The following is a 20,383-nucleotide window of genomic DNA, read 5'->3' on the forward strand; positions in this document are numbered from 1 at the left end:
GGTTCGGGGGATGAGAGAGTGCCCCTTTCCGGGTAGGGGGTTGACGCACATCGCTCGAAACGTCCGGTCTGCCGGGGTATTTGTCGACAACGCGAAGGGCCCCGCAGCGCGCTGCGGGGCCCTCGTCGTCAACCTGGGTGATTCACCCGGGGTTGTGCGTCTGCTGGTTGATCAGTCGGACAGACGCGCACCGGTCGACGTCGAGAAGACGTGGGTCTCGCCGGAGCGGGGTACGACGTGCAGCTGGCTGCCCTTCTCCGGGACGTCACGGCCGCTGACGCGGACGACGAGGTCCTTGGAGTCGTCGCCGACCTTGGCGGTGCCGTAGACGTATGCGTCGGCGCCGAGCTCCTCGACGACGTTGACGGTGACCGCGAGGCCCAGCTCGGCGTCCGCTCCGGCCACCTCGAAGTGCTCGGGGCGCACGCCCACGGTGACGGTCTTGTCGGTGGCGGCGGCGATCGCGTCGCGCTGCACCGGCACGACCGACTTGCCGAACTTCACGCCGCCGTCGGTGATCGGCACCTCGACGAGGTTCATCGCCGGGGAGCCGATGAAGCCGGCCACGAAGAGGTTGGCGGGCTTGTCGTACATGTTGCGCGGGGTGTCGATCTGCTGGAGCAGACCGTCCTTGAGAACCGCCACGCGGTCGCCCATCGTCATGGCCTCGACCTGGTCGTGGGTGACGTAGACGGTGGTGATGCCCAGGCGGCGCTGGAGCGAGGCGATCTGCGTACGCGTGGACACACGGAGCTTGGCGTCCAGGTTGGACAGCGGCTCGTCCATGAGGAACACCTGGGGCTCACGCACGATGGCGCGGCCCATGGCGACACGCTGGCGCTGACCGCCGGAGAGCGCCTTCGGCTTGCGGTCCAGGTAGTCGGTGAGGTCGAGGATCTTCGCGGCCTCCTCGACCTTCTGCCGGATCTCCGCCTTGTTGACGCCGGCGATCTTGAGCGCGAAGCCCATGTTGTCGGCGACGGTCATGTGCGGGTAGAGCGCGTAGTTCTGGAACACCATGGCGATGTCCCGGTCCTTCGGCGGCAGGTGCGTGACGTCGCGGTCACCGATGCGGATCGCGCCGCCGTTGACGTCCTCGAGCCCCGCGAGCATGCGGAGCGAGGTGGACTTTCCGCACCCGGAGGGGCCGACGAGAACGAGGAACTCCCCGTCCTCGATGTCGATCTCCAGCGCGTCGACGGCGGGCTTGGTGGAACCCGGGTAGATCCGGGTCGCCTTGTCGAACGAGACAGTGGCCATGGTGAATGAACCCCTTCTACCGGCAGGAACGTGCCGGACGATCCGAGTAGGAAGGCGGTGCCACGACGGGTGTTCCGTTGTGGTGTAGTCCACGCGTGTGAACTGGCTCAGGACGGTACCTGGCGTTCACACGTCTGTCAGTAGTTCCGGGCCTGTGAACTTCGCGGAAATTTTCGAAGCGGCACGTCACGGCCGCATGGCACGGTGGGACGGCCCGTGGCCAACGGCAACGGAACTTCGTGGCTCGGCGTAACGGCCTCTGTGTACAGTGGAGCCGCCCTCACGCGCGGCAACGCGCCACCCGGCACCCGCCTCCTTAGCTCAGCTGGCCAGAGCAACGCACTTGTAATGCGTAGGTCGTCGGTTCGAATCCGACAGGGGGCTCCCTTGGACCCCAGGTCAGCGGTTGGCTGACCTGGGGTTTTCCGTTCAGCGGATGCGCCGGCGACGCTGCGCGCGTGCTGCTCGCCGGTCGCTGGTCTCAGTCCTGGTCTCAGTCGGGGGTTCCGGGGCGGGCATGAACGCGTCTCCCATGCGGCGCATCGCGGCCTTGGCGAGGTGGGATCGGCCCTTGACGTACCGGCGGGTCTGGCCGATCTGAGAGTGGCGAAGGATCTCCATGATCGTGGGGAGATCGACGCCCAGCTCGTTCAGGATCGTGCCGGCAGTGTGGCGGCTGCCGTCGTGCTGGCGCCGGTCGTCGATACCGGCTTCTGCGAGCAGGTCCTTGAATTCCTCCCAGTCGTCGCGGGGGTCGATCGGCCGGCCGTCCGGCCGGGTGAAGAGCGCGTCATGTTCCTGCCACTCGTCTCCGGCCGCAGTGCGCATTTCCTCCTGCTGCGCCTTGTGCTCCAGCAGGTACGGGATGAAGGGCGGCGGGATGGGCACGGAATTCCGGCTCTTCTTGGTCTTGGGTCGGGTGAAGACGAGTCCGCCGCCCTTGCGGTCGGGGCAGGTGCTGGCGTGCTTCGTGCAGTCCTTCGGGCACGGCTTGGGGCAGCCGCGCTTGTAGCTCTTGTGCGTCGTGCAGTCGGGCGGGCAGGGAGCGAATCGGTGCAGTCGCTCCCCACAGACGTGCGGGTCCTTGCAGCCGTGGCGCCAGGTGAGGCGCTGGAGCTGCCACTGGGGGTGGAACAGCTCGTTGTCGAGGTCGACGTACTTCCACCGGAATCCCAGGGCTTCACCCTGCCGGAAGCCCATGCCGACGCCGACGACCCAGCGCATGAAGGTCGGCCGCTTTGCGGCGGCCTCCAGGAATGCCTTTGCCTCCTCGATCGAGAAAGGGTTCGTCTCCGTCTCGTCGACGGTCGGCGGGTCCACGAGGGTGGCCACGTTCTCGACGATGATCCGGCGGCGGTGGGCGATCTTCAGGGCGCGGGAGAGGATGCGGTGCACCTTGAGGACGTGGGATTCGGCGTGCCCTGCGTCGAGCATCTTCCGGTACATCCGTTCCAGGTGCTCAGGCTGGAGCTTGTCGATTCGGTGCTGCCCGATGCCGGGGATGATGTCGTTTCGGGTCTTGGACCAGTAGTCGTCCAGGGAACGGGGCTTGAGCTTCAGGCTCGCGATGTCGGTCAGGTAGGTGGTCATCCACTGGGCGACGGTCGGCTTGCGGCCGGCCTTGGGGGCGCGGCCCCTGTCGCGGAGGTCCTCCAGCTCGCGGACCTTGCGCTTGATCTCGGACTCGGTCTTGGCGCGGCGGTGCCGCCGGTCGGGGCTGCCGTCGTCCTTGACGCCCATGGTGACGCGGCCGTGGAACCAGCCGTCACTGCCCAGGTAGATGGACGACTCCATGTTCGGCTTGCGGGGGCTCAACGTGCTCCTCCATACGGAAGGCGCCCCCGGACCGCACGGTCCGGGGGCGCCTTGGGCTGGGTGTGGTGGCGGTCAGTGGGAGATCGGTTCGAGGCTGTTGACGTACGCCTCCAGGTCGCTGCGACGTATGCGGCGGGAACGACCTCGCTTGACGTACCTCAGGGTTCCTTCGGCCATCAGCTCGTAAATGGTGGAGCGGCCGAGGGCGAGCACTTCGGCAGCCTCTTCCGGCTTGTACAGGAGTCGGTCGATGGGTACAGCAGCCGCGGTGCTCATCCGGATGTCTCCTTGAGGGGAAGGACCTGGGTGCTTCTCAGGGGTCGTGTGTGTCCGAGGCGGGGATTTCTGCGTCACCCGCGTCATCTGCGTCATCCGGGGCTCTGACCTGCGGTTTCGGGGTGACGCAGGAACCTGGGGGTATGTCACCGGTGACGTAGACCTTCGTCACCGGGTGACGCGGGTGACGCGGGGTGACGCAGGATTCGGCCGTCTGCGTCACCGCTGTCTGGGCAGGTCAGTGGCGGTTTTCGGGGTCTGGGTGACGCAGGTGACGCAGCGTCTTCCTACTTCGGACAAGGAGGGGGGTGGTGTCTGTAGTGGTGCGCGGCTCAGAGCTTGAAGAAGGAGCCGCTTCGCGGCGCGACCATCGCAGGGCGGCCCCGCCGCCGAACAGCAAGAAGAGCACGCGGGGCCGGGTGCTCTTCTTGCTGTTACGGGCGAGTGCGCCGCGTGGTCAGAAGGCCGCTTCCTGTTCCGGTTCGGCCGGTGCGGAGGGCCGCGCGATCTCGATGTAGCGGGACGCCTTGGTGCGTCCCCAGTCGATGAGCACGCCCCGCGCGGCGAGGGTGGGCTGTAGCCGCTTGAGGCGGTCGGAGAGCACCTTGCCGGTGGTCGGCCACCCCTTGGGCAGGGGCCGGAAGTCCTCGCCCGTGTATAGGCCGGTGAGGCAGTGCAGCCACTCAGCGGACGTCATCTGCTGCTCGCCGCCGGGGTCGATGCCGGCGGCGTGCTTGAGGACGGTCTGCGCGAGCAGGTCGCCCTCGATGACATCGTCGTTGAGGTCGTCCAGGCTGGCCCGGTAGGCGGCCAGAGCTCCCAGGCCGGTGGCTGCGTCGAGCTGTGCGCACAGGTGCGCGAAGTCGGCCATGCGCAGGTCGGTGGGGATGTCCGCTTCGGCCGCGCGTACCTGCACGGTGAGGTCCAGGAGCGAGCCGAGGATGACGGGCAGCACTTCAGTGAAGTCGGCCCACAACTCGGCCTCGGTGCGGCGGACGCGGGGGCGTTCCAGACGCAGGGGAAGGAGCCGTTCGGCGAGGTCGGGCTTGATGACCCCGACGTCGATGCCGGTCAGGAGCAGGGGGCGGCGGTAGCCGACGCGGAAGACGTCCCCGTCGGTGAACAGGGCCCGCTTGACGTCCTCGGCTCCGGTGACGATGCGGCACATCGCGTCGGACATGTCGGGGGTCATGTGGGAGAGGTTGTCCAGGGCCGTGACCCATCCGGCGGCCACGGCCGTGGTCAGGTTCTCCTCGTCCTTGGGGGCTCGGCGCAGGTCCCCGCTCATCCCTTCCACGACCCTGACGAGCATCCGCCCGCCGGTGGACTTGCCCGCCCCTTGCGGGCCGGTGAGGAACGGGGCCGGGACGGGGACGGACGGTTCGAGGCAGCCGACCAGCCACGCGACGGCCAGGCACTCGGTCTCGGCGGTGGCGAAGTTGCACAGCCTGAGCAGCGCGTCGATGCCCTTGCCGTCGGTGTCCTTGACCGGCACGGGCAGTTCCCCGGTGAGCTGGGTGCGCCGCCAGCAGACCTCACGCGGGTCGGGGACGGTGAGGTCCCAGCCGGTGGGGTGGATGCGCACGGACAGGCCGTCGGCGCGCCCGAGGTCCAGCCAGGTCGCTCCGTCGTGGCCGGGGGCGACGCGGATGTGCACGGGCTGCACGTCCTCACTCAGCGCGAGTGCTTCGATCAGGTCGAGCGCCTCCTTCAGGGCGGTGCCGTTGAACACGCCGATGCCGTCGCGGAACATGCCGACCATGAGTTCCTGGCGGTGGCTGCCGGTGGTGCCCTGGGAGCGGATCGGGCGGGCCACGGGGTGGCCCTTGCGCTGCGCGTACACGGTGCCGTCGGCGGTACGGAAGTAGCGGAAGTGGGATCGCGCGTAGTCGGTGATGACCTCGCGGCCGGGGGTCTTGTCGTCGTCGGACACGGGTCACAGTCCCAACGTGGTGCGGGCGTTGGTCCACGCCTCGGTGCAGTGCCGGGCCGTCTCGCCCTTGGTCTGCGCGGCGGTGAACAGGCGGGCGACGTGGGTGTCGGTGAGGCAGCCGCACCGGCCGTGCGTGGACAGCACCGCCAGGAACGTCCCGTACACGGTGGTGTGGATCGCGCTGCGGGCGGCTGTGATGCGCTGCACGGCCATGGCGATGCCGCGTTCCAGGAAGGCGGGCGTGCGGTGCGGGCACTGCCCGCCGCCGGACCATGCGGGCACGGAGACGGAACGGGTAGCCGGCCGGACGGCGGGCAGTTCCTTCACGGTCAGCGCGCGGACGGTGTCGGGCAGGGCGGTCAGGGTGCCGGTGCCGGGACCGAGGTAGCGGGCGTAGGACATGGTCGACTTGATGTCGACACCGGGGCGCACTTTGTTGGACGACGTCATGATGCCCCGGTAGATCCAATGCTCACCGCGCGTCGTCTCCACGGTCCGTGTGGCGGGCAGGGTCTCGCGGGCCCACGCGATGGCGTCCGCATCGTCTAGGTCGACCACGGTCAGCCCGGCTCCGCCGGGGTGGTAGGCGATGCAGACGGCCCGCCGCCACGCAGCCATCCAGACCGGGGAGGTGAAAACAGCCGGATCGGTGGTGGCGGCGGCCCACGCGTGGCAGACGCCAGGGCACCGGCAGGTGCCGGGGTTCTTCATGTTCGGCCGGCCGCCGCACGCGTTGCCGGTGCAGTCGGGGCAGTTGCCGAACGGCACCTTCCCCACCCGCAGGGGCAGGGCCGGGACGCCGTTCGCGGCCAGAGCCAGCGCGGTGTCCAGCAGGGACGGGACGCTACTCATGCGGCGGTCCTCCCTTCCAGGGTGAGGAACTGTGTGGCGATGAACTGGGTGTAGGCGGGGGGTACGGCTTTGCGGGCTTCGAGGTTGGTCATCCAGGTGCAGCCCATGGCGTCGGCGTAGGCCCGCTCGCCCTTGTGCTCGAAGGCGAGCAGGCCCTTGCGGTGCCAGCACGGCGAGACCAGGTCCCCGCCACCGCCCCACGAGGTCTCGAAGGAGCGGTGTCGGCGCAGGTTGAGGCCGAACTGGGTGCCGCACAGCAGGTAGTCGGGACGCAGAACACCGGCGGTGGCGGTCTCGGGGACGTTCTCCATGACCCACGGCCGCCCGGTGGCCTGCATGACCTTCCGTCCGGGGCCGATCAGGTCCGGGTGCGCGTCGGGATTGCCCCGCCACTTCGTGACGGTGGCGTAGCGCTCACACGGCCACGAACCGTGGACCAGGTCGAAGTCCTGGCCGTATTCGGCGCAGAACTTCAGGCCGTCGACCTGGTGGAAGGGGAAGGGGTAGTTGGGCTGGGGGCGGATGTCGACGCCGACGACGTCGAACCCGGCCAGGTAGTAGCCCATCGACAGCCCGCCCGCACCGCAGCACAGGTCCAGCACCCGCAGACCGTTCGGCCGCCGAAGCGGCAGCACACGCGCGTTCACGTGGCCACCGCCTCCAGCACGCCCGTAGCGAGGTGGGTGAGTGCGGCCTGGCCGATGTGACGGGTGTAGGCCGGGGGGATGCACTCGCGGATGCCGTCGCGGTTCATCCACGGCACGCCCATGACGCGTCGGGCCAGGTCGACGCCGGAGAAGTTGCCGACGAACTGCCCGTAGTGGCTGGGCGGGACGGGGCGGCCCATCTTGGCCTGCGGTACCAGGTGTGCGGGGTGGTGCGGCTGGTCGAGGCTGAAGCCGCCGCCGGGCTCGAAGTAGCGGTGCCGGTAGGTTTCCACGCCGAACATCGGCCCGCACAGCAACACCGGCCCGTGAAGCTTGGGCACCGCGCCGCGCACGTTCTCCAGCACCCACGGCCGCCCGGTCGCGTCGAGTGCGGCGCGGGTGGGGGCGATCAGGTCGGGGTGGGCGTTGCCACGGATGCGCTGGCACTCGCTGTCGTGCTGGCACGGCGGGGAAGCGTGGATGAAGTCGAACCGTGCGCCGTGCTCCAAGACGTAGGCGATGGCCTCGGCCTGGACGAACCGGAAGGGGTAGCGGGGCTGCGGGGCGATGTCGACGCCGGTCACGTCGAACCCGGCGTCGGCGTAGCCCTTGGCCGCGCCGCCCTGGCAGCAGAACACATCCAGTAAGCGCGGTCGGTAGCCGCGTACTCGCCGGATGTCAGTGGCATGGGTCATTCTGGGTGGTCTCCAGTTCTGTGTATGGGAGCTGGACATGGGGCAGCCGCGGTCTTTGGCGAGAGGGCGGCTGCCCCGTCATGTGTGCTTGGGGAGGGAAGCTGTGACGACTGCCTGGCTGATGCTGGCTGTGGGCGATAACCGGCAGCACGGAGGAAACGACGGCTATGACGACAATCCGCGCTACCACTACAGCTGGGACAGCACCGTTCCCAACCACGCGAAAGTGGCCGTAGGCGATGTCATTGCGCTCTGGGACAAAAGAGAACTGATCGGTGTCTCGGTCATCCACGGGATCGACACCGGCAAGGAAGACAAGACGGTCTACTTCTGTCCCGAGTGCAAGCGGGCCGACTTTAAGCGCCGCAGCCGCCTGACACCGGCATGCCGCTGCAACCAGTGCGGAGCCCTGTTCGACACCCCGGGAAAGAAGACCAAGACCGTAACGACCTACCGGTCACGCCACGGCATTAGCTGGATCAACGGCCAAGGCTTGCTGACCGGCGCTGAACTTCGGGCCCTGTGCGATTCGCCCAACTCGCAGCTGAGCATGCGGCCCATGCGGTGGGAGAAGCTACGTGACGTTCTTCTCGAACTCGCCGGTGAGGAACTGCCACTGGAGCTGGAATACGATGAACGCACTCCCATACCGAGAGGACACAAGGTCTCCAAGGTGCGGGTGCGGGTGGGACAGAGCGCTTTCCGTAGCCGTCTTCTGCGTGAGCAGGGTGAGCAGTGCGCTATGACCGGCGCAGCTCCTGCAGCCGCCCTTGAGGCTGCTCATCTCTACAGCTACGCCGAATCAGGCGAGCACCACGACTACGGCGGCCTGCTGCTACGGCGGGACATCCACAGGCTCTTCGACCTCGGACAGATTGCTGTGGAACCCCGCTCCGGCCTGATTGACGTGGCCCCAAGCCTCCGCAGCTATCCGCTCTATGCGCAGCTGCACGGTCAGCCCCCGGCCGTGCAGCTGCGTCCCGAACACCGCGTCTGGCTCGAAGCACACTGGCTCAGCCGTGGAAGTGGTTCCGCTTGATCACGGCCTTGCGGATGTGGAATGTGTTGCCGCCCTGGTGGTCGCTCGTGCTGAACACCTGCACGGCGATCCAGCCGCCGAAGACCACGGCGGCGAGAATGATGAGCTGGCCGATGAACGCGGTCAGGGCCGCGATGAACGAGGTGAGCAGCAGCAGGCCGCCGCACACCGCGAGGAACCCGATGCCCCCGAGGGCGACGTTCACCGCCGCCCGGGACACGGCCGGCTTGGCCGCGACCGGTTCGGGCTTGGCGGGCTCGATGGCGTAGCCGGTAACAACCCGGCCGTCGGGCAGGACCACGCTCGCCACGGCCGGGAGGTGGCCCGGCTGAACGGGTGCGATCGGCGCGGCCGACGGATGCACAGTGACGGGTTGGGGGTAGTGGACTTCGACGGCCGTGGGCCGGTTGGGGTCGGTCATCGGGTCTCCCTGGGATGGCGGCGGGCCCGCGCCATGGTGGTGGCGCGGGCCCGTGCGGGTGGGGTGTCAGGGGGTGCCAGCGGGTGGTGTCAGGAATGCGTGACACCGCGTCTGCCTAGGGGTTTGGGTGTCAGGCGGCTGTGACGGTGTCAGGCGTCACGCGGCCGTCAGGGCGGGTACGATGCGCCACCGGCCGGTGGTGTTCGTTGCCTCCAGGCGGCCCTCCAGGGCGGCCTCCTTGAGCCGTGCGGAGACCCACGGGCGGGAGAGGTTGTTGCGGTCGCACCAGTCCATGAAGTCCTTCGGGCCGACGACCATGTGCCCGGCCCGCTCGAACTCCTCCAGCGCCTGAGCGAACAGCCGCCGGGCCTCCTCCGGCGACGGCTTGCGGCCACTGTCCTGCCCGAACAGCGGGGCATCGTCGCCCTGCTCGGGCTCGGGGAGTTCGGCCTCGGGGTCGATGTCGGCGTCCTCGGGGTCGGCGAGCGGCCCGTATCCGGTGTCGTCGTCCATGTCGTCCTCATCCGTGGCGGCGCGCCCGGGGGCACCGTCGGGGGTGGGGCGGCCGGTGTAGGCGTTGCCGGCGACGCTGGAGGCCGCGCCGGCGGTGACGGGGTCGGCGCCCGCGCCGTTGCGCTGCGCCCAGTCGGCGAGGACCTCCATACGAGAGACCGCGTCACGGCCGAATCCCCAGGTGCGGCCCGGTGAGGCGTAGCGGGTCTCGTCGATGCCCGGGGTGACCAAGTAGCAGTAGCCGGGGCGTCGGTTGCCCCAGGCGCCGGGGTGGGCGCCGGCGTCCAGCACCGTGTCGGGCAGGGAGAACGACTCGTCACGCGGGTCGCAGCCGAGCGCGATCACGGAGGGCAGTGAGGCGCGGGTGCTGGTGGACATCTGGTCGTACGAGGGCCGCTGGAGGGACACGATCAGCGAGACGCCGGCGGAGCGTGCCTCCTGGGCGATGCCGGTGAACGCGTCGTCGCCGAGGTTGCGCAGGGTGCTGGCGGCCTCTTCCATCCAGGCCACCAGGTACGGCATGCCCGCGCAGCCACAAACCCGGCCGTCCGTACGGCACGAGTGCTTCGCGTCGTTCTGCACCTCGGCGGCAGCGGGGACCCACTGGCGGTAGTTGTGCTGACCGAGCCAGCGTGTGCGGGCGGGGATGACGGCCTGGATCGCTTCCACCATGACCTCGGTGGGGGTGCCGCCCTCGGCGGCCCAGTCGATGCCGGGCAGTAGCGGGCGGAAGTCCTGGAACATCTTCGGGTCCGACAGCCACAGCAGTACATCCCGCCGGGACAGGATCTCCGTTTGGAGGTTGAGGGCGGTCTCGCCCTTGCCCGAGCCGGTGCCGCCGGCGACGAGGACGTGGGTGCCGTTGCGGCCGGCGTCGGGGTCGCCGGGCAGCCACAGGTACATCGGGGAGCCGTCGTCGTAGCGGCCGATGACCAGCGGATCGGCGATGGAACCGCCCAGGTTCGACGGGCCCTCCCAGTACGCGGCCTGAGCGAGCATGTCCTCAGGGACGATGACCAGGTCCCCGCGCCGGTTGGAGTCGCCGTCGGGCTGGTAGCGCACGGCGGAGGTGGGCAGGTCGAGGGCGGAGGCGATCCGGGCCAGGGCCTTGGAGACGTCGTCGTTGGTCTGCTCCCCGGCCTCCACCGCGAGTGGGGCGGTGACCCGGTTCGGCTCCACCTTGGCGTTGCCGATCTGCGCACGCGCCAGCCCGACCTTCTCCAGCAGACCCTTGTCTCCGCCCTCGGTCGTGGGGGCGTCGTTGCGGCGCAGGATCATGCGGATGTTCCACGACAGGGCGAGCGCGGGTGCGCCCATCAGGTACAGGTCGGGCAGCGGCCCGGCGGTGGGCCCGGCGAGGCACGCGGCCGTGGTCCACGCGGACGCGGACGCCACGGTGATGGCGGAGTGCAGGCGCCGTTGGGCGGTGGTGGACTTGCCCATCCACCAGGTGGCGCCGGTGAGTGCGACGGAGGCGAGGGTCAGGCCGACCCCGGCCGCCGCGCTCTGCTCCCACTTCAGGCTGCCGAGTCCGCCGGTGATGCCGATGCCGGCGGCGGCCAGCCACGGTGGCAGGTGCGGCATGGCCCGGGACAGGAGGTAGGCGCCCACGGTGCCGCCACCACCGGGGGACTGGCCGGGCAGGAGACCGGGGCCGGTGTATTCGGCGACCATGCCGTTGTCGAGGAAGTCGGTGTGCCGCACGCGGCGGCCGTTGTGGTTCCTTGCCATGGGTCGGCCTCCTTACTGCTGGGCCCAGTTCATGACCGGCTGCTGCGGCTTGCGGGCACGGTGACGGATGCGGTTGATCTCTTCCTCGAACTCCTGCTGGAACGTCGCGTAGCAGGCGGCGGCGTTCTTCGCGGCGCTGCGCAGGTCATCGGCGGCCTTGTTCATCTTCCGGGCGACCTTCGCCGCGCGGATCCGGGAGCCGAACGCCCGTCCCTCGGGGTCGGGCACGGCCGCGAGTACACCCTTGAGGATCTCGGTGCCCATGGCGACCTCGATGGACAGCGTCACGGCCGCGGCCCGCAGGGTGTTGCAGTAGTTCCGCACCTGCGCCGGGGAGCTGAACTCCGGGGCGGGGAGCAGGGCTTCGGCGTGCGGGCGGCGCCCGCTCGAGCCGCCCGCAGACTTGTTGTTGTTCACGGTGACGTTGATTGGCGGGACGAAGGATCCCCCCATCGCGCCCACGAACCCGCCGGCAGCGGCGCCCGCGTTGGCGAACTTGTTGCCCTTGCCGTGGTCGCTGTTGCTGCGAGGGCGGGTGAATGGCTGGGTCGCCTGCCGATTCGCGAAGCCGCGAACGGCGTTGGCGGCGCTGGTGCGTCCGTTGTTAGCCATGTGGCACTCTCCTCAGGTCAGCGGGACGGGCGGATGATGAGCCACGCGGTCTGCGCGGCGATCAGGATGAGCAGCCACAGCAGGGCCAGCGGGCTGGTGTGCGGGCCGAACCCGGCGGCCAGCGCCAGCCACACGCCGGCGGCCGTGGCGAGCACGGTCAGGCCGATGCGCCAGGCGAGAGCCGCGCTGCGGGCGGGGCGGCGGCGCTGCATCACCAGCAACCAGACCAGCGGCCCGGCCGCCACCGGGGCGATGACGAGAGCGGACCACCAGGCGATCAGGTGCAGCAGCCCGGCCACCAGGAACGCGAGCATGGACAGGCCGGTCGGTGCGAGCGCATGGCGGAACGTCCACAGGCCACGGCCCACAAAGCCGAGGGCTTCGCGGGTCAGGGAGGGGCGTTCGGGGACGACGATCACGAACGGGTCGGCGGCGCGGCGGCCGCGCTGACGCGGGATACGGACGGTGTGGACACCCGCCGCCGTCTTCACGGAGCGGGTACGGGTACGGCTGGACACAGCGGAACTCCCGGTGAAGTAGAAGGGGTTCAGGCGGCGGCGCGCTGTTCGTCGGGGTAGGCGCACGGGGCGCACATGCCGAGTGAGGGCGGGATGACGTATCCGGCATCCCGCCGGCACTCGGGGCAGAGGCGGCGAGCGGCGTTGGCCTTGGCCAGGGCGGCCCACTTCGCGGGCGTCATCGGCCTGACCGGCTTGGCCTGCTCGATGCAGTAGAGGTAGGCGACCAGCGGGCCGCGGCGGCGCCTCGGACGCTCCAACTGGCCGGCCACGTCCTGACCGCCGGGCCGGAGCCCGAGGGCGCGCAGTTGGCGGCGCGTGGCCAGCCCGTCCGGGGCCAGGCGCCACCGGTAGACGGGGAGGCTGGCCATCAGTTGCCCGCAATGGCCAGCTCAGCCCCGCCGGTGCCGGGATCGCGGTGCTCGGCGTAGCGCTGGGAGACCCAGCCGACCGACCAGCCGCACAGCTCCGCTGCCTGACGCACCGACAGGCCCGACTCGAACCCGGCCGCCACGATCCGGCGCGCCTCGACCTCCGGCAGCTTGCCCTCGGCCGGGCCGCGCTCCAGCAGAGCGGCGCGTTCACGGGTCGCACGCTCCTGGCGTTCACGGTGTTCACGCTCCGCCTGCTCGGCACGCTCGCGCCGCTCGGCCTCAGCCTGCTGCCGGGCCTGCTGTTCACGGCGCAGCCGCTCCTGCTCACGCTGTTCACGCTCGCGTTCACGGCGTTCACGAGCCTCCCGCTCGGCAGCCTCGGCCCGCTGTCGGGCCGCACGCTCCTCGCGCTGCTGCCGCTCCTCCCGCTCCGCCTGCTCGCGGGCGATGCGGGCCTCGTGCTCACGCTGTTCACGCGCCAACTGCGCGGCGTGCTCACGCTCCTCCCGGGCCTCGGCACGAGCCTGCTCGGCGCGCTCCCGGGCCTGCTGCTCGCGCCGCTCCCGCTCGGCTCGCTGCTGACCTTCCAGGGCCGCCACGGCGGCGGCGATCGCCCGCCGGTAGGCGAGGCTGGTCTCCGCCGTGACGATCAGCAGCAGCGGAGCCACCGAGTGCACTGCCACGCCGACCAGGTCCTTCTTCAGGGCGGAGTCGGCCGTGTTGAGGGCAAGGGTCATCAGGCCGGTCATCCACCGCAGCGTGATGGGCCAGCGTCCGCCGTCGCCGCCCACACGGGCCAGCACGTCATCGAGCTTCACCACGATCACGACTGCTGCGTCCACCACGAGGGGCAGGATCGGCGCCGTCCAGTCCCACTCCTCGGCCGTGTGCGCGGCCATCAACGGCGTGACGGTGAGGATCGAGTACAGCATCGCCCCGCACACGATTAGCCACGTGCCACCCGACAGTGCGTGCTCCGCTGAACGCGTCTGAACACTGTTCACGCCGCCCCCTCGATCGGCTTCGGGACGGGCATCTGAGCGCGGCGGAAGCCGTTGGATGCCGGGTTGTAGATGAACGCCTCGCACCGCCACTTGAACTCAGCGGCCGGGCGTTCATCGCAGCGCTTCCACACGTGGTCCGTCGGCATGCCGTGGGTGGCGGTGTCGGCGTGGGCGTCCTCGCGGGAGGCGTAGATGGTGTGCGGCTCGCCGTGGTGCAGCAGCACCGTCAGCGTCCGACCCTCCAGCGACTCGCCCTCCAGCTCGGCCCGCAGCCGGCGCATCTCGATGTCCCGCAGCAGCAACTCCTGCTGCGCGGCAGACAGCTCCTCCAACGCGCGGGCCAGGATCACGCCCACCTCAGAGGTGGTCGTCTCCGCTCGCTCCGCGCGATTGGTGACGGCGAAGAGCTCCCGCACATGCCGGCCGAACGCCTCGTTCGCCGCCCCACTGACCTGCCGGGCCCACCCGCGGGCCGCGCTCGCGTCGGCCTCCAGCCGTTCCAGGCGGGCCGCGGTGACGATGCGGATCACGCCGCCTCCCCCGGGGCCAGGCGGTTGGCCAGCGCTACGCGCTCGGCCAGCACCTTGTGCATAGCCTTGCGCAGACGCCCGCGGTCCAGCTGCGTCGGCGTCCGGTCCATCAAGGCGATACGGACGTCCAGCAACTCGACTTCCGCCTCGATGAGCGGCGTCTCGTACGCGATGGCGCTCAGCTCCGCAGCCGTCGGCTCGCGGTCCTGCTGGTTCACGTCGATGTCGGACAGCGGGTGAAGGGGGACAATCTTCATGGGTCGTGTTCCTCTCGAAGGGTGAACGGCCCGAGCGCGGCCCCCGGGTGGCACCCCGGGGGCCGCTTGCCGTTGAAGCCGGGTTGTCTCGGCTCCCCGCGCCCCGCCCGTACGGACTCCGCACGATGTGCGGGCCCGGACGGGCGAGGGAGGCAACCGGCCGCAGCGCTAGCCGCTGCGATGGCAGGTAGAGAGCGGACCGGTTCGGCCGCGAGCGAGCGTTCCGCTCACGGACCCGGTTTGCGTACTGGCGCCCGCCGGCCGGTCCAACACGGGGGCGCCCAAGGTCTTCATCGGTGCACTGGAATGCCTCTCAGGCGAGATCAACAGGGATGAATCACTGCAAGGGGGACCGCGTCCCCACCCTCCGGCCGTTGCTCGCGGTCGCCGGGCCACCTCGCCAGTACGGGCCGAAACCCTGTTCTGCCTGGCCTTCAGCGGGATTGCAGCGTCCCCGCCTTCTGCGCAGGCGGCATGAAGCCGCCTTCCGACCGAGGTGTTGCGTTCGTTGCAGTACCTGTTTTACAGGTACTGCATGAGGGTCCGTCAAGTACGGCGACGGAACCTCGTGCTTTTGCGTCCGGAACTTCTTGGCGCACGATCAGAATCGCCGCAGGTCAGGGGCGTTCGTAACCGCACCCTTGGAAACCTTGGGGAGCGCTGACTACGCTCAAGAAGTCCCTACAAGTCCCTCGGGGGGTGTAGATGTCCAACGAGCGCTTGAGGTCGGCTCTGTTAGCGCGCGGGATGACTGTTCAGGACCTGGCTGAAGAGATCGGCGTCATCCCGAAAACAGTCGAGCGTTGGATCACGCAAGGGAAGGTGCCGTACCGGCGTCACCAGTACGCGACAGCGGCAGCGCTCAAGGTCGACGTGACGACGATCTGGGAAGACGGCCGGACCATCGAGAGCGCGGCGGACCTGTCCAAAGCCGAGATAGCGACCGTCTACCCGCATCGTCATACGGTGCCACCAGGGCTCTGGCGAGAGCTCTACGGCCGCGCTGAGCGGAACTTGGACGTGCTCGTCTACTCCGGGTTGTTCCTCTCCGAGGACCCGCTGTTCCATGACCTCGTGAAGGCGAAGGTAGAAGCCGGAGCCCAGGTGCGCATCCTGCTCGGCGACCCCGAGTGCGCTGCCGTACGACAGCGCGGCATCGACGAGGGGCACCAGATCATGGACGGCAAGATTCGCAACGCCCTGCTCCACTACCGCGCCCTCATGAGGAGCCATCCGGACATCGGCTTCCGGCTGCACGACTCGACGCTCTACAACTCGATCTACCGGGCCGACGACGAGATGCTGGTGAACCCTCACGTCTACGGCATCGGCGCCTTCATGGCACCCGTCCTCCATCTGCGCCGTCTGCCGGGCGGCGGCATGTTCGACACGTACGCGAATAGCATCGAACACACCTGGGAGAACGCCCGCCCGGTCACCGAGCAGGACATAGCGAGCATCACGGGAGCCTGAACCATGGGACGTATCGACTACCTGCACGACCCCGATGCCCCACCGGCCAACTCGGTTGTGCCGTCCGTCGTCGCGTTCGTGCAGAACGACGCGGGACAGGTGCTGATGATTCAGCGTTCCGACAACGGGCGCTGGGCACTGCCCGGTGGTGGTCACGACGTGGGGGAGTCGATCAGCGACACCGTTGTGCGCGAAGTCTGGGAAGAGACCGGGATCAAGGCGGAGGTTGTCAACGTGTCCGGGCTCTACACGGACCCCGGACACGTGATGCAGTACGACGATGGCGAGGTGCGCCAGCAGTTCAGCATCTGCTTCCGCGCCCGGCCGATCGGCGGCGAACTCCGCACGAGCAACGAGACGACTCAGGTCCGCTGGGTCGACCCCGCGGACCTGACGAGGCTGGACGTGCACCCCACGATGCGGCTCCGGATCGAGCACGCCATGGATCAGGCGCGCACAGCGCCCTACATCGGCTGACGCTTGGCCGCGGCGACGCGTTCGAGCACGCGGGACGTGCAGGCCAGGATCTCGGGTTCGGCTTGGCGGATGAACGTCCCGATCAGGCTTTCGGGCCCGTACCGGCCGGTGATCTCGTTGATCCGGTCGATCGGGTTCGTGGGCGTGCCGTCCGGCGTGGTGTTCATGTCGCAGAAGCAGAGCGCGTCGTTCAGGTGCGCGCTCTCGCGAGGGAACTCGCTCTCCAGCTCCTCGCGCATGCCGCGCGCTTCCGCCTCCATCCAGGCGCAAGAGTGGTGGGCGACCAGGTTGATGACCCGTTCGTCGGCGCCAGCCACGTCGCGGAGGTAGCGCGCACCGTCCAGTGGGTGAAAGCCCGTCTTGGCCAGGTCCGGGGCATAGCCGATGTCGTGCAGGACCGCCGCCGCCTCCAGTAGGTCGGCGTCCTGGTCGAGGATGAGCGCGATTGCGCGGGCCCTCTCGGCGACTCCAAGGCAGTGCTTCCACCGCCGCGGCAACGGCTCGGCGAGCAGGGACTCAGCCAAGGGGTAGGCCCACTCCGTCAATTTCGGCAAGCTACGAACGCTCCTCTCGCGTCGGCACAGCGCGGACCGTCCGCACCTTGCCCTGCCGGCCCCCCGCCAACACGCCGGCGGTCTCCAACCTCTCCAGAGCCTTGGTCACTGTGGGGCGTGAGACCCCGAACCGTTCGGCCAGCGCGGAAGCGCTCAGGAATGCTGCCCCTACTTCGAGTCCCTCAGCCGTGATGATGTCCGCGATCCGTTGATCGAGCGGGCGCCGGTCGCCTGGCGCACCTGCGCGCACGACGCGCCACCTCTCGCCAGGCACCGGCTCGGCCAAGCCTTCCTGTCGCAGCACACCGAATGCCCGGAGGGCGACCCCTCGCGAGACCTGGTGGTCGCGCATGACCTCAGTCAGGGACGGAAGCTCCGCCATGTCTGGGTCCGCCTCGATCTGCCGCTTCACAAAGTCGGCAATCTTCAGGAAGGTCCCCCGAGGGTTGGCCCGCTGCGACACTCGCTCTCCCTCTACGCTCGCCCGTCGTCAGCCCCAAGCCTCGCACGTTTCGTGACTGCTGCGGAGCGGTCGGCGCCGTCGCTGGCGAGTTAGCGCCGGACCACCATTGAGACCTGAAGTTCCCTGTTTCAGCAGATGCCGTGACCGGAAATGGAATGCGAACTCCCCAATTAATAGACTTCGGCGCCAAATGAGGATAGTGACTGCATGAGTAGGTGTGTGTCATCCCCTTCCATGCTGTACTCGTCCCACTCTTCTTCCTCGTATTCGTCTTCCGCGTCTGCACCGCTAATTCCTCGCCACTCCTTAATCTCCAGAGTGTTCATCAGGTTCTCAGATCCCGGCCAAATTTTGTCTGGATTCTGGCGGGTTGAGGCAAACTGCAATGCAATTTCCAGGTCATCTTCGTCTACGTCACCCCACCCGTCGTCGTATTCCCGAAGGATTTCCGAAGTGGCCTCAACTGCTTGGTGGTAGATCTCCCGCAACATCGACGCATCAAGAAGATCACGTAGTTCAGTTGCATAAAGCGCTGCTTTCACCGGTGCTGCGGGCCCTTCTTCTCGATTCAGGATGGAGGTCAGTCCCTCCAAGCGAACGTCATGGTGGCGCGATCTGATCTCAGGGGTTCGCGAGTGCTGTGTCAGTCTGATCACTTGCACAATGTTTTCCACAGAAGGAATCCGGTAGATGACCCCTTGGGTGGAGAGCGTCCGCACCACGCGCCTAATCAATTCTGAATGACCACAGAACTCCGCCACTTCAAGAGCAGTCAAAACCCGAGCGGAGGACAATTCGCTCTTATAGAGTTCCTCGTCCGAATCAAGAGAGTGCAAAATTGCGCTCACCAGAAGATCGGTAAATTCGTTCGTTACGAAGCCAACGAACTCGCGTCCATCCATTCTCGTCTTGTAGTGATACCAGAGGGTCTCCACCTGCTCGAACGCATAAGGGTGCGACAAAATGTCGCGCACAATCGACGTATCTCCGAAGACTTCCGCAGCAACGAACTCGGCCGCAGATGGGTTGTGGAATGTAAGGTAGTGCTTTTTGACGGACAGAAACGTGCCGTCCAGTACTTGAATACTTCGCCTGACTTGAGAGCGTGTCCACCCAGGGCGTGCAAGGAGAACCTTTTCAAGGGTGGAGAGGCGAAAGTTCCGCATTGAAAAGAACGTGGTGAGCAGATCACGTTCGGACTGTGAAACTTGCAATTCATAGACGTGGCGCCATACAAGTGCCGGATCGTTGAGATTCTTGATGAGCTGGGCTGCTGGCTCGCCAAGGCATCGATCAAATCTTGAGGCCAGGGTCGCCGATACGATGCGAGGGTTGAAGTGCGGGTGCGCGATGATCGGCTCATAGTTCTCGCGATGTGCAAAAGCGGACTTAGCTTCGGATGGCCACGCCGACCAAAATACGTGATTGTACAGGATCTCAGCTTTCACGTCCTGGTCGTAACCATCGACAGAGACGGTGAACGTCAGGGGATCGAAGTCCTCATTATGAAGTCGTTCGTACTTCTGTCGAGCCTGCTCCAAGAGATATCCGCGTGTGGTGCAAATGAGACGCTTGAACGCGTCCCCCTTAATTCTTTTCATGACTGAGATAAGCCGCTGATCTTCGTTTTTGTGCAGCTTATCACCAAGAACGCTTTGACCAAGGAAGTCGTCATAGATGAAAACTTGACGGCCACCCTTAATCCAAAGTTTATAGGCGTCTTCGATATCCTCCGAGATGTGGATTAGCTCATATCCCTGGTCAGCGTAATTTGCTGCGAGGATCTGCGCCAAAGTGGTTTTGCCTACGCCAGGCAAGCCGGAGATGATGCACACATGGGCATCTTCCAGGATGCCGAGCGCTTGGCGGAAATTATCGTTAGGTACATAAGTTTTGAGCGTCTCTAGAATCTCCTCTGCGAAATGTTCAGACCGCCATAGGATATTGCGTGACAGGGCCGCCTCTAGGGCAGTGGCGTCGTTCAACCACAGGCGGATATGGCGCCTGACGATATCTGAGCGACCCTTGATGAAGGAGGCTATGTCTTCGAGTCCCCAGATATCTGCTGGCGATCGGATGAAAGGCGAAAATTCCTTCTGTAGAGCTTCTTTGGCCTGTGGATTCATTGAGACACTGGTCGCCACGATGTATCGCGTCGGCTTCAGTTTGGCCACTTTGGGAAATTCATCGCTCTTCATTCGCCGAATGAAGCTCTTTCGGTCACTTTTGACCCAGTGCTTGCATTGGATGATTATGCTTGATCCGGACTCCGACATGTACCGAAGATCGATACCTCCATCGCGCCCCTTCGCGAAGATCTCCAGTCTGACGCCAAGTACCTCTCCGAGTACGTCCTTGCAGAGGGACTCAAAATCAATGTCAGTGAGCTTGTGAAGGTCAAAGGAGTCCACTGTTTCCCCGTGGTCGGCCCCGGTACGTAGCCAACAAGGCTACTGGCAACGTGGGTTCCGACGTCATGCATGCGTGAACCTCACGTGGCCAGGATCGCAGGGCTTGCCTAGGGGCGTCAGCGCTCAGCTCCCTTGCGAGCGCTTGGGGCGGGCACCACGGGCCTGCGTCGTAAGACGCGGGCGCGCTCGCTCCGGCCAGAAGCGTGACAACCAGAAGCGGCTGGAGGCCTTCGCGCGTCTACCCAGTCTCAATTGTGGTCTCAATCCCTCCAAGATCCGGTCGTGTCCGGCATCGTCCGCTGAAGCCCGGAACCTGCTCTGAGCAGGCGTGGGGCTCAGTTCCCGGACGTTCACGTACACCCCCCCGGACCAAGATCAGACAACGTGCACACGTGGTTAAGGAGGGCTCGCAGCCGACGCACACGCTGACGAGCTACTACCGTCCCGACCACGTGGAAGGGGTGCGCATTGTCGACCCGACGCCGGGGCCCGCCGGCCGGGGCGGCGGCTTCCGTGTCCTGTACGCCC

Annotated in this window: 21 protein-coding genes, 1 tRNA gene and 1 pseudogene; 5 read left to right on the top strand and 18 right to left on the bottom strand. The window is 67.3% G+C overall.

Annotation, left to right across the window (positions count from 1 at the left end; translation table 11 throughout):
* Positions 1 to 171 precede the first annotated feature (171 nt).
* The gene (locus tag K4G64_RS08855; RefSeq protein ID WP_031105478.1) at positions 172 to 1,260 is read right to left on the bottom strand and encodes an ABC transporter ATP-binding protein; all 1,089 of its coding nucleotides are present in this window, start codon (positions 1,258 to 1,260) and stop codon (positions 172 to 174) included.
* Between the two features lie 310 nt (positions 1,261 to 1,570).
* Here K4G64_RS08855 and K4G64_RS08860 point away from each other — a divergent pair.
* Positions 1,571 to 1,644 (top strand) — tRNA-Thr (locus K4G64_RS08860).
* 45 nt (positions 1,645 to 1,689) lie between these two features.
* On the opposite strand, the gene K4G64_RS08865 is transcribed toward K4G64_RS08860, so the two are convergent.
* From K4G64_RS08865 to K4G64_RS08890, 6 genes are all read right to left on the bottom strand, one after another.
* On the bottom strand, positions 1,690 to 3,075 hold the full coding sequence (locus K4G64_RS08865) for a tyrosine-type recombinase/integrase (RefSeq protein WP_221755473.1): 1,386 nt from the start codon (positions 3,073 to 3,075) through the stop codon (positions 1,690 to 1,692).
* A gap of 72 nt (positions 3,076 to 3,147) precedes the next feature.
* The gene (locus tag K4G64_RS08870; protein ID WP_221755474.1) at positions 3,148 to 3,351 is read right to left on the bottom strand and encodes a helix-turn-helix domain-containing protein; all 204 of its coding nucleotides are present in this window, start codon (positions 3,349 to 3,351) and stop codon (positions 3,148 to 3,150) included.
* Between the two features lie 457 nt (positions 3,352 to 3,808).
* Positions 3,809 to 5,284 (bottom strand): ATP-binding protein, encoded by a 1,476-nt coding sequence (locus K4G64_RS08875; protein WP_221755475.1) that lies wholly within the window; start codon positions 5,282 to 5,284, stop codon positions 3,809 to 3,811.
* Between the two features lie 3 nt (positions 5,285 to 5,287).
* Positions 5,288 to 6,136 carry a bifunctional DNA primase/polymerase gene (locus K4G64_RS08880; protein WP_221755476.1) on the bottom strand — a complete coding sequence of 283 codons (849 nt, stop codon included), beginning with the start codon at positions 6,134 to 6,136 and terminating at the stop codon, positions 5,288 to 5,290.
* The gene (locus tag K4G64_RS08885; RefSeq protein WP_221755477.1) at positions 6,133 to 6,783 is read right to left on the bottom strand and encodes a DNA cytosine methyltransferase; all 651 of its coding nucleotides are present in this window, start codon (positions 6,781 to 6,783) and stop codon (positions 6,133 to 6,135) included. Before K4G64_RS08885 ends, K4G64_RS08880 begins: the two co-directional genes overlap by 4 nt.
* A complete protein-coding gene (locus K4G64_RS08890; protein WP_221755478.1) occupies positions 6,780 to 7,478 on the bottom strand; it encodes an SAM-dependent methyltransferase in 699 nt (232 codons plus the stop codon). The genes K4G64_RS08885 and K4G64_RS08890 overlap by 4 nt, the downstream gene beginning before the upstream one ends.
* A 103-nt stretch (positions 7,479 to 7,581) precedes the next feature.
* Here K4G64_RS08890 and K4G64_RS08895 point away from each other — a divergent pair, with 103 nt between their 5' ends.
* On the top strand, positions 7,582 to 8,517 hold the full coding sequence (locus K4G64_RS08895) for an HNH endonuclease signature motif containing protein (RefSeq protein ID WP_221755479.1): 936 nt from the start codon (positions 7,582 to 7,584) through the stop codon (positions 8,515 to 8,517).
* Here K4G64_RS08895 and K4G64_RS08900 read toward each other — a convergent pair.
* The 8 genes from K4G64_RS08900 to K4G64_RS08935 all read right to left on the bottom strand — a co-directional run bounded on the left by K4G64_RS08900 (position 8,492) and on the right by K4G64_RS08935 (position 14,477).
* Positions 8,492 to 8,938: a hypothetical protein gene (locus K4G64_RS08900; protein WP_221755480.1), complete on the bottom strand. Its 447-nt coding sequence runs from the start codon at positions 8,936 to 8,938 to the stop codon at positions 8,492 to 8,494. The two genes, K4G64_RS08895 and K4G64_RS08900, sit on opposite strands and share 26 nt — an antisense overlap.
* Before the next feature lie 156 nt (positions 8,939 to 9,094).
* Positions 9,095 to 11,125: a plasmid transfer protein TraB gene (gene traB, locus K4G64_RS08905; protein ID WP_260460213.1), complete on the bottom strand. Its 2,031-nt coding sequence runs from the start codon at positions 11,123 to 11,125 to the stop codon at positions 9,095 to 9,097.
* 69 nt (positions 11,126 to 11,194) lie between these two features.
* Entirely contained in the window at positions 11,195 to 11,794 is a 600-nt protein-coding gene (gene traA, locus K4G64_RS08910; RefSeq protein ID WP_221755482.1) for a plasmid transfer protein TraA, read from the bottom strand.
* A 17-nt stretch (positions 11,795 to 11,811) separates the two neighbouring features.
* Positions 11,812 to 12,312, bottom strand: a complete 501-nt coding sequence (locus tag K4G64_RS08915) for a hypothetical protein (protein ID WP_221755483.1) — start codon at positions 12,310 to 12,312, stop codon at positions 11,812 to 11,814.
* A gap of 29 nt (positions 12,313 to 12,341) precedes the next feature.
* On the bottom strand, positions 12,342 to 12,683 hold the full coding sequence (locus K4G64_RS08920) for an RRQRL motif-containing zinc-binding protein (RefSeq protein ID WP_221755484.1): 342 nt from the start codon (positions 12,681 to 12,683) through the stop codon (positions 12,342 to 12,344).
* Positions 12,683 to 13,690 carry a DUF2637 domain-containing protein gene (locus K4G64_RS08925; RefSeq protein WP_221755485.1) on the bottom strand — a complete coding sequence of 336 codons (1,008 nt, stop codon included), beginning with the start codon at positions 13,688 to 13,690 and terminating at the stop codon, positions 12,683 to 12,685. Before K4G64_RS08925 ends, K4G64_RS08920 begins: the two co-directional genes overlap by 1 nt.
* Complete coding sequence (locus tag K4G64_RS08930; RefSeq protein ID WP_221755486.1) at positions 13,687 to 14,220, bottom strand: hypothetical protein; 534 nt, start codon at positions 14,218 to 14,220, stop codon at positions 13,687 to 13,689. Before K4G64_RS08930 ends, K4G64_RS08925 begins: the two co-directional genes overlap by 4 nt.
* On the bottom strand, positions 14,217 to 14,477 hold the full coding sequence (locus K4G64_RS08935) for a DUF6284 family protein (protein ID WP_221755487.1): 261 nt from the start codon (positions 14,475 to 14,477) through the stop codon (positions 14,217 to 14,219). The genes K4G64_RS08930 and K4G64_RS08935 overlap by 4 nt, the downstream gene beginning before the upstream one ends.
* 705 nt (positions 14,478 to 15,182) lie before the next feature.
* Here K4G64_RS08935 and K4G64_RS08940 point away from each other — a divergent pair.
* Both K4G64_RS08940 and K4G64_RS08945 read left to right on the top strand, forming a co-directional pair.
* Positions 15,183 to 15,950 (top strand): helix-turn-helix domain-containing protein, encoded by a 768-nt coding sequence (locus tag K4G64_RS08940; RefSeq protein WP_221755488.1) that lies wholly within the window; start codon positions 15,183 to 15,185, stop codon positions 15,948 to 15,950.
* A gap of 3 nt (positions 15,951 to 15,953) precedes the next feature.
* Complete coding sequence (locus tag K4G64_RS08945) at positions 15,954 to 16,427, top strand: NUDIX domain-containing protein (protein ID WP_221755489.1); 474 nt, start codon at positions 15,954 to 15,956, stop codon at positions 16,425 to 16,427.
* On the opposite strand, the gene K4G64_RS08950 is transcribed toward K4G64_RS08945, so the two are convergent.
* The 3 genes from K4G64_RS08950 to K4G64_RS08960 all read right to left on the bottom strand — a co-directional run bounded on the left by K4G64_RS08950 (position 16,415) and on the right by K4G64_RS08960 (position 19,855).
* The gene (locus K4G64_RS08950; protein WP_221755490.1) at positions 16,415 to 16,981 is read right to left on the bottom strand and encodes an HD domain-containing protein; all 567 of its coding nucleotides are present in this window, start codon (positions 16,979 to 16,981) and stop codon (positions 16,415 to 16,417) included. The two genes, K4G64_RS08945 and K4G64_RS08950, sit on opposite strands and share 13 nt — an antisense overlap.
* Position 16,982: 1 nt before the next feature.
* Positions 16,983 to 17,444, bottom strand: coding sequence for a GntR family transcriptional regulator (locus K4G64_RS08955; protein WP_221755491.1), 462 nt, complete (start codon positions 17,442 to 17,444; stop codon positions 16,983 to 16,985).
* 170 nt (positions 17,445 to 17,614) lie between these two features.
* Positions 17,615 to 19,855 carry a restriction endonuclease gene (locus K4G64_RS08960; RefSeq protein WP_221755492.1) on the bottom strand — a complete coding sequence of 747 codons (2,241 nt, stop codon included), beginning with the start codon at positions 19,853 to 19,855 and terminating at the stop codon, positions 17,615 to 17,617.
* 383 nt (positions 19,856 to 20,238) lie between these two features.
* Between K4G64_RS08960 and K4G64_RS40005 the strand changes: the two are divergent.
* Positions 20,239 to 20,379, top strand: a pseudogene (locus K4G64_RS40005) (GntR family transcriptional regulator); the annotation flags it as partial.
* Positions 20,380 to 20,383 lie beyond the last annotated feature (4 nt).

This window comes from Streptomyces sp. WAC04114, from assembly GCF_019733245.1.
Taxonomy (GTDB): domain Bacteria; phylum Actinomycetota; class Actinomycetes; order Streptomycetales; family Streptomycetaceae; genus Streptomyces; species Streptomyces massasporeus_A.

What these genes read in the sequence shown, in the direction of transcription:
- K4G64_RS08855 (WP_031105478.1), bottom strand. Translation starts at nt 1,260, where the DNA reads ATGGCCACTGTCTCGTTCGACAAGGCGACCCGGATCTACCCGGGTTCC.
- K4G64_RS08940 (WP_221755488.1), top strand. Translation starts at nt 15,183, where the DNA reads ATGTCCAACGAGCGCTTGAGGTCGGCTCTGTTAGCGCGCGGGATGACT.
- K4G64_RS08945 (WP_221755489.1), top strand. Translation starts at nt 15,954, where the DNA reads ATGGGACGTATCGACTACCTGCACGACCCCGATGCCCCACCGGCCAAC.
- K4G64_RS08900 (WP_221755480.1), bottom strand. Translation starts at nt 8,938, where the DNA reads ATGACCGACCCCAACCGGCCCACGGCCGTCGAAGTCCACTACCCCCAA.
- traB (WP_260460213.1), bottom strand. Translation starts at nt 11,125, where the DNA reads ATGGTCGCCGAATACACCGGCCCCGGTCTCCTGCCCGGCCAGTCCCCC.
- traA (WP_221755482.1), bottom strand. Translation starts at nt 11,794, where the DNA reads ATGGCTAACAACGGACGCACCAGCGCCGCCAACGCCGTTCGCGGCTTC.
- K4G64_RS08890 (WP_221755478.1), bottom strand. Translation starts at nt 7,478, where the DNA reads ATGACCCATGCCACTGACATCCGGCGAGTACGCGGCTACCGACCGCGC.
- K4G64_RS08880 (WP_221755476.1), bottom strand. Translation starts at nt 6,136, where the DNA reads ATGAGTAGCGTCCCGTCCCTGCTGGACACCGCGCTGGCTCTGGCCGCG.
- K4G64_RS08870 (WP_221755474.1), bottom strand. Translation starts at nt 3,351, where the DNA reads ATGAGCACCGCGGCTGCTGTACCCATCGACCGACTCCTGTACAAGCCG.
- K4G64_RS08920 (WP_221755484.1), bottom strand. Translation starts at nt 12,683, where the DNA reads ATGGCCAGCCTCCCCGTCTACCGGTGGCGCCTGGCCCCGGACGGGCTG.
- K4G64_RS08935 (WP_221755487.1), bottom strand. Translation starts at nt 14,477, where the DNA reads ATGAAGATTGTCCCCCTTCACCCGCTGTCCGACATCGACGTGAACCAG.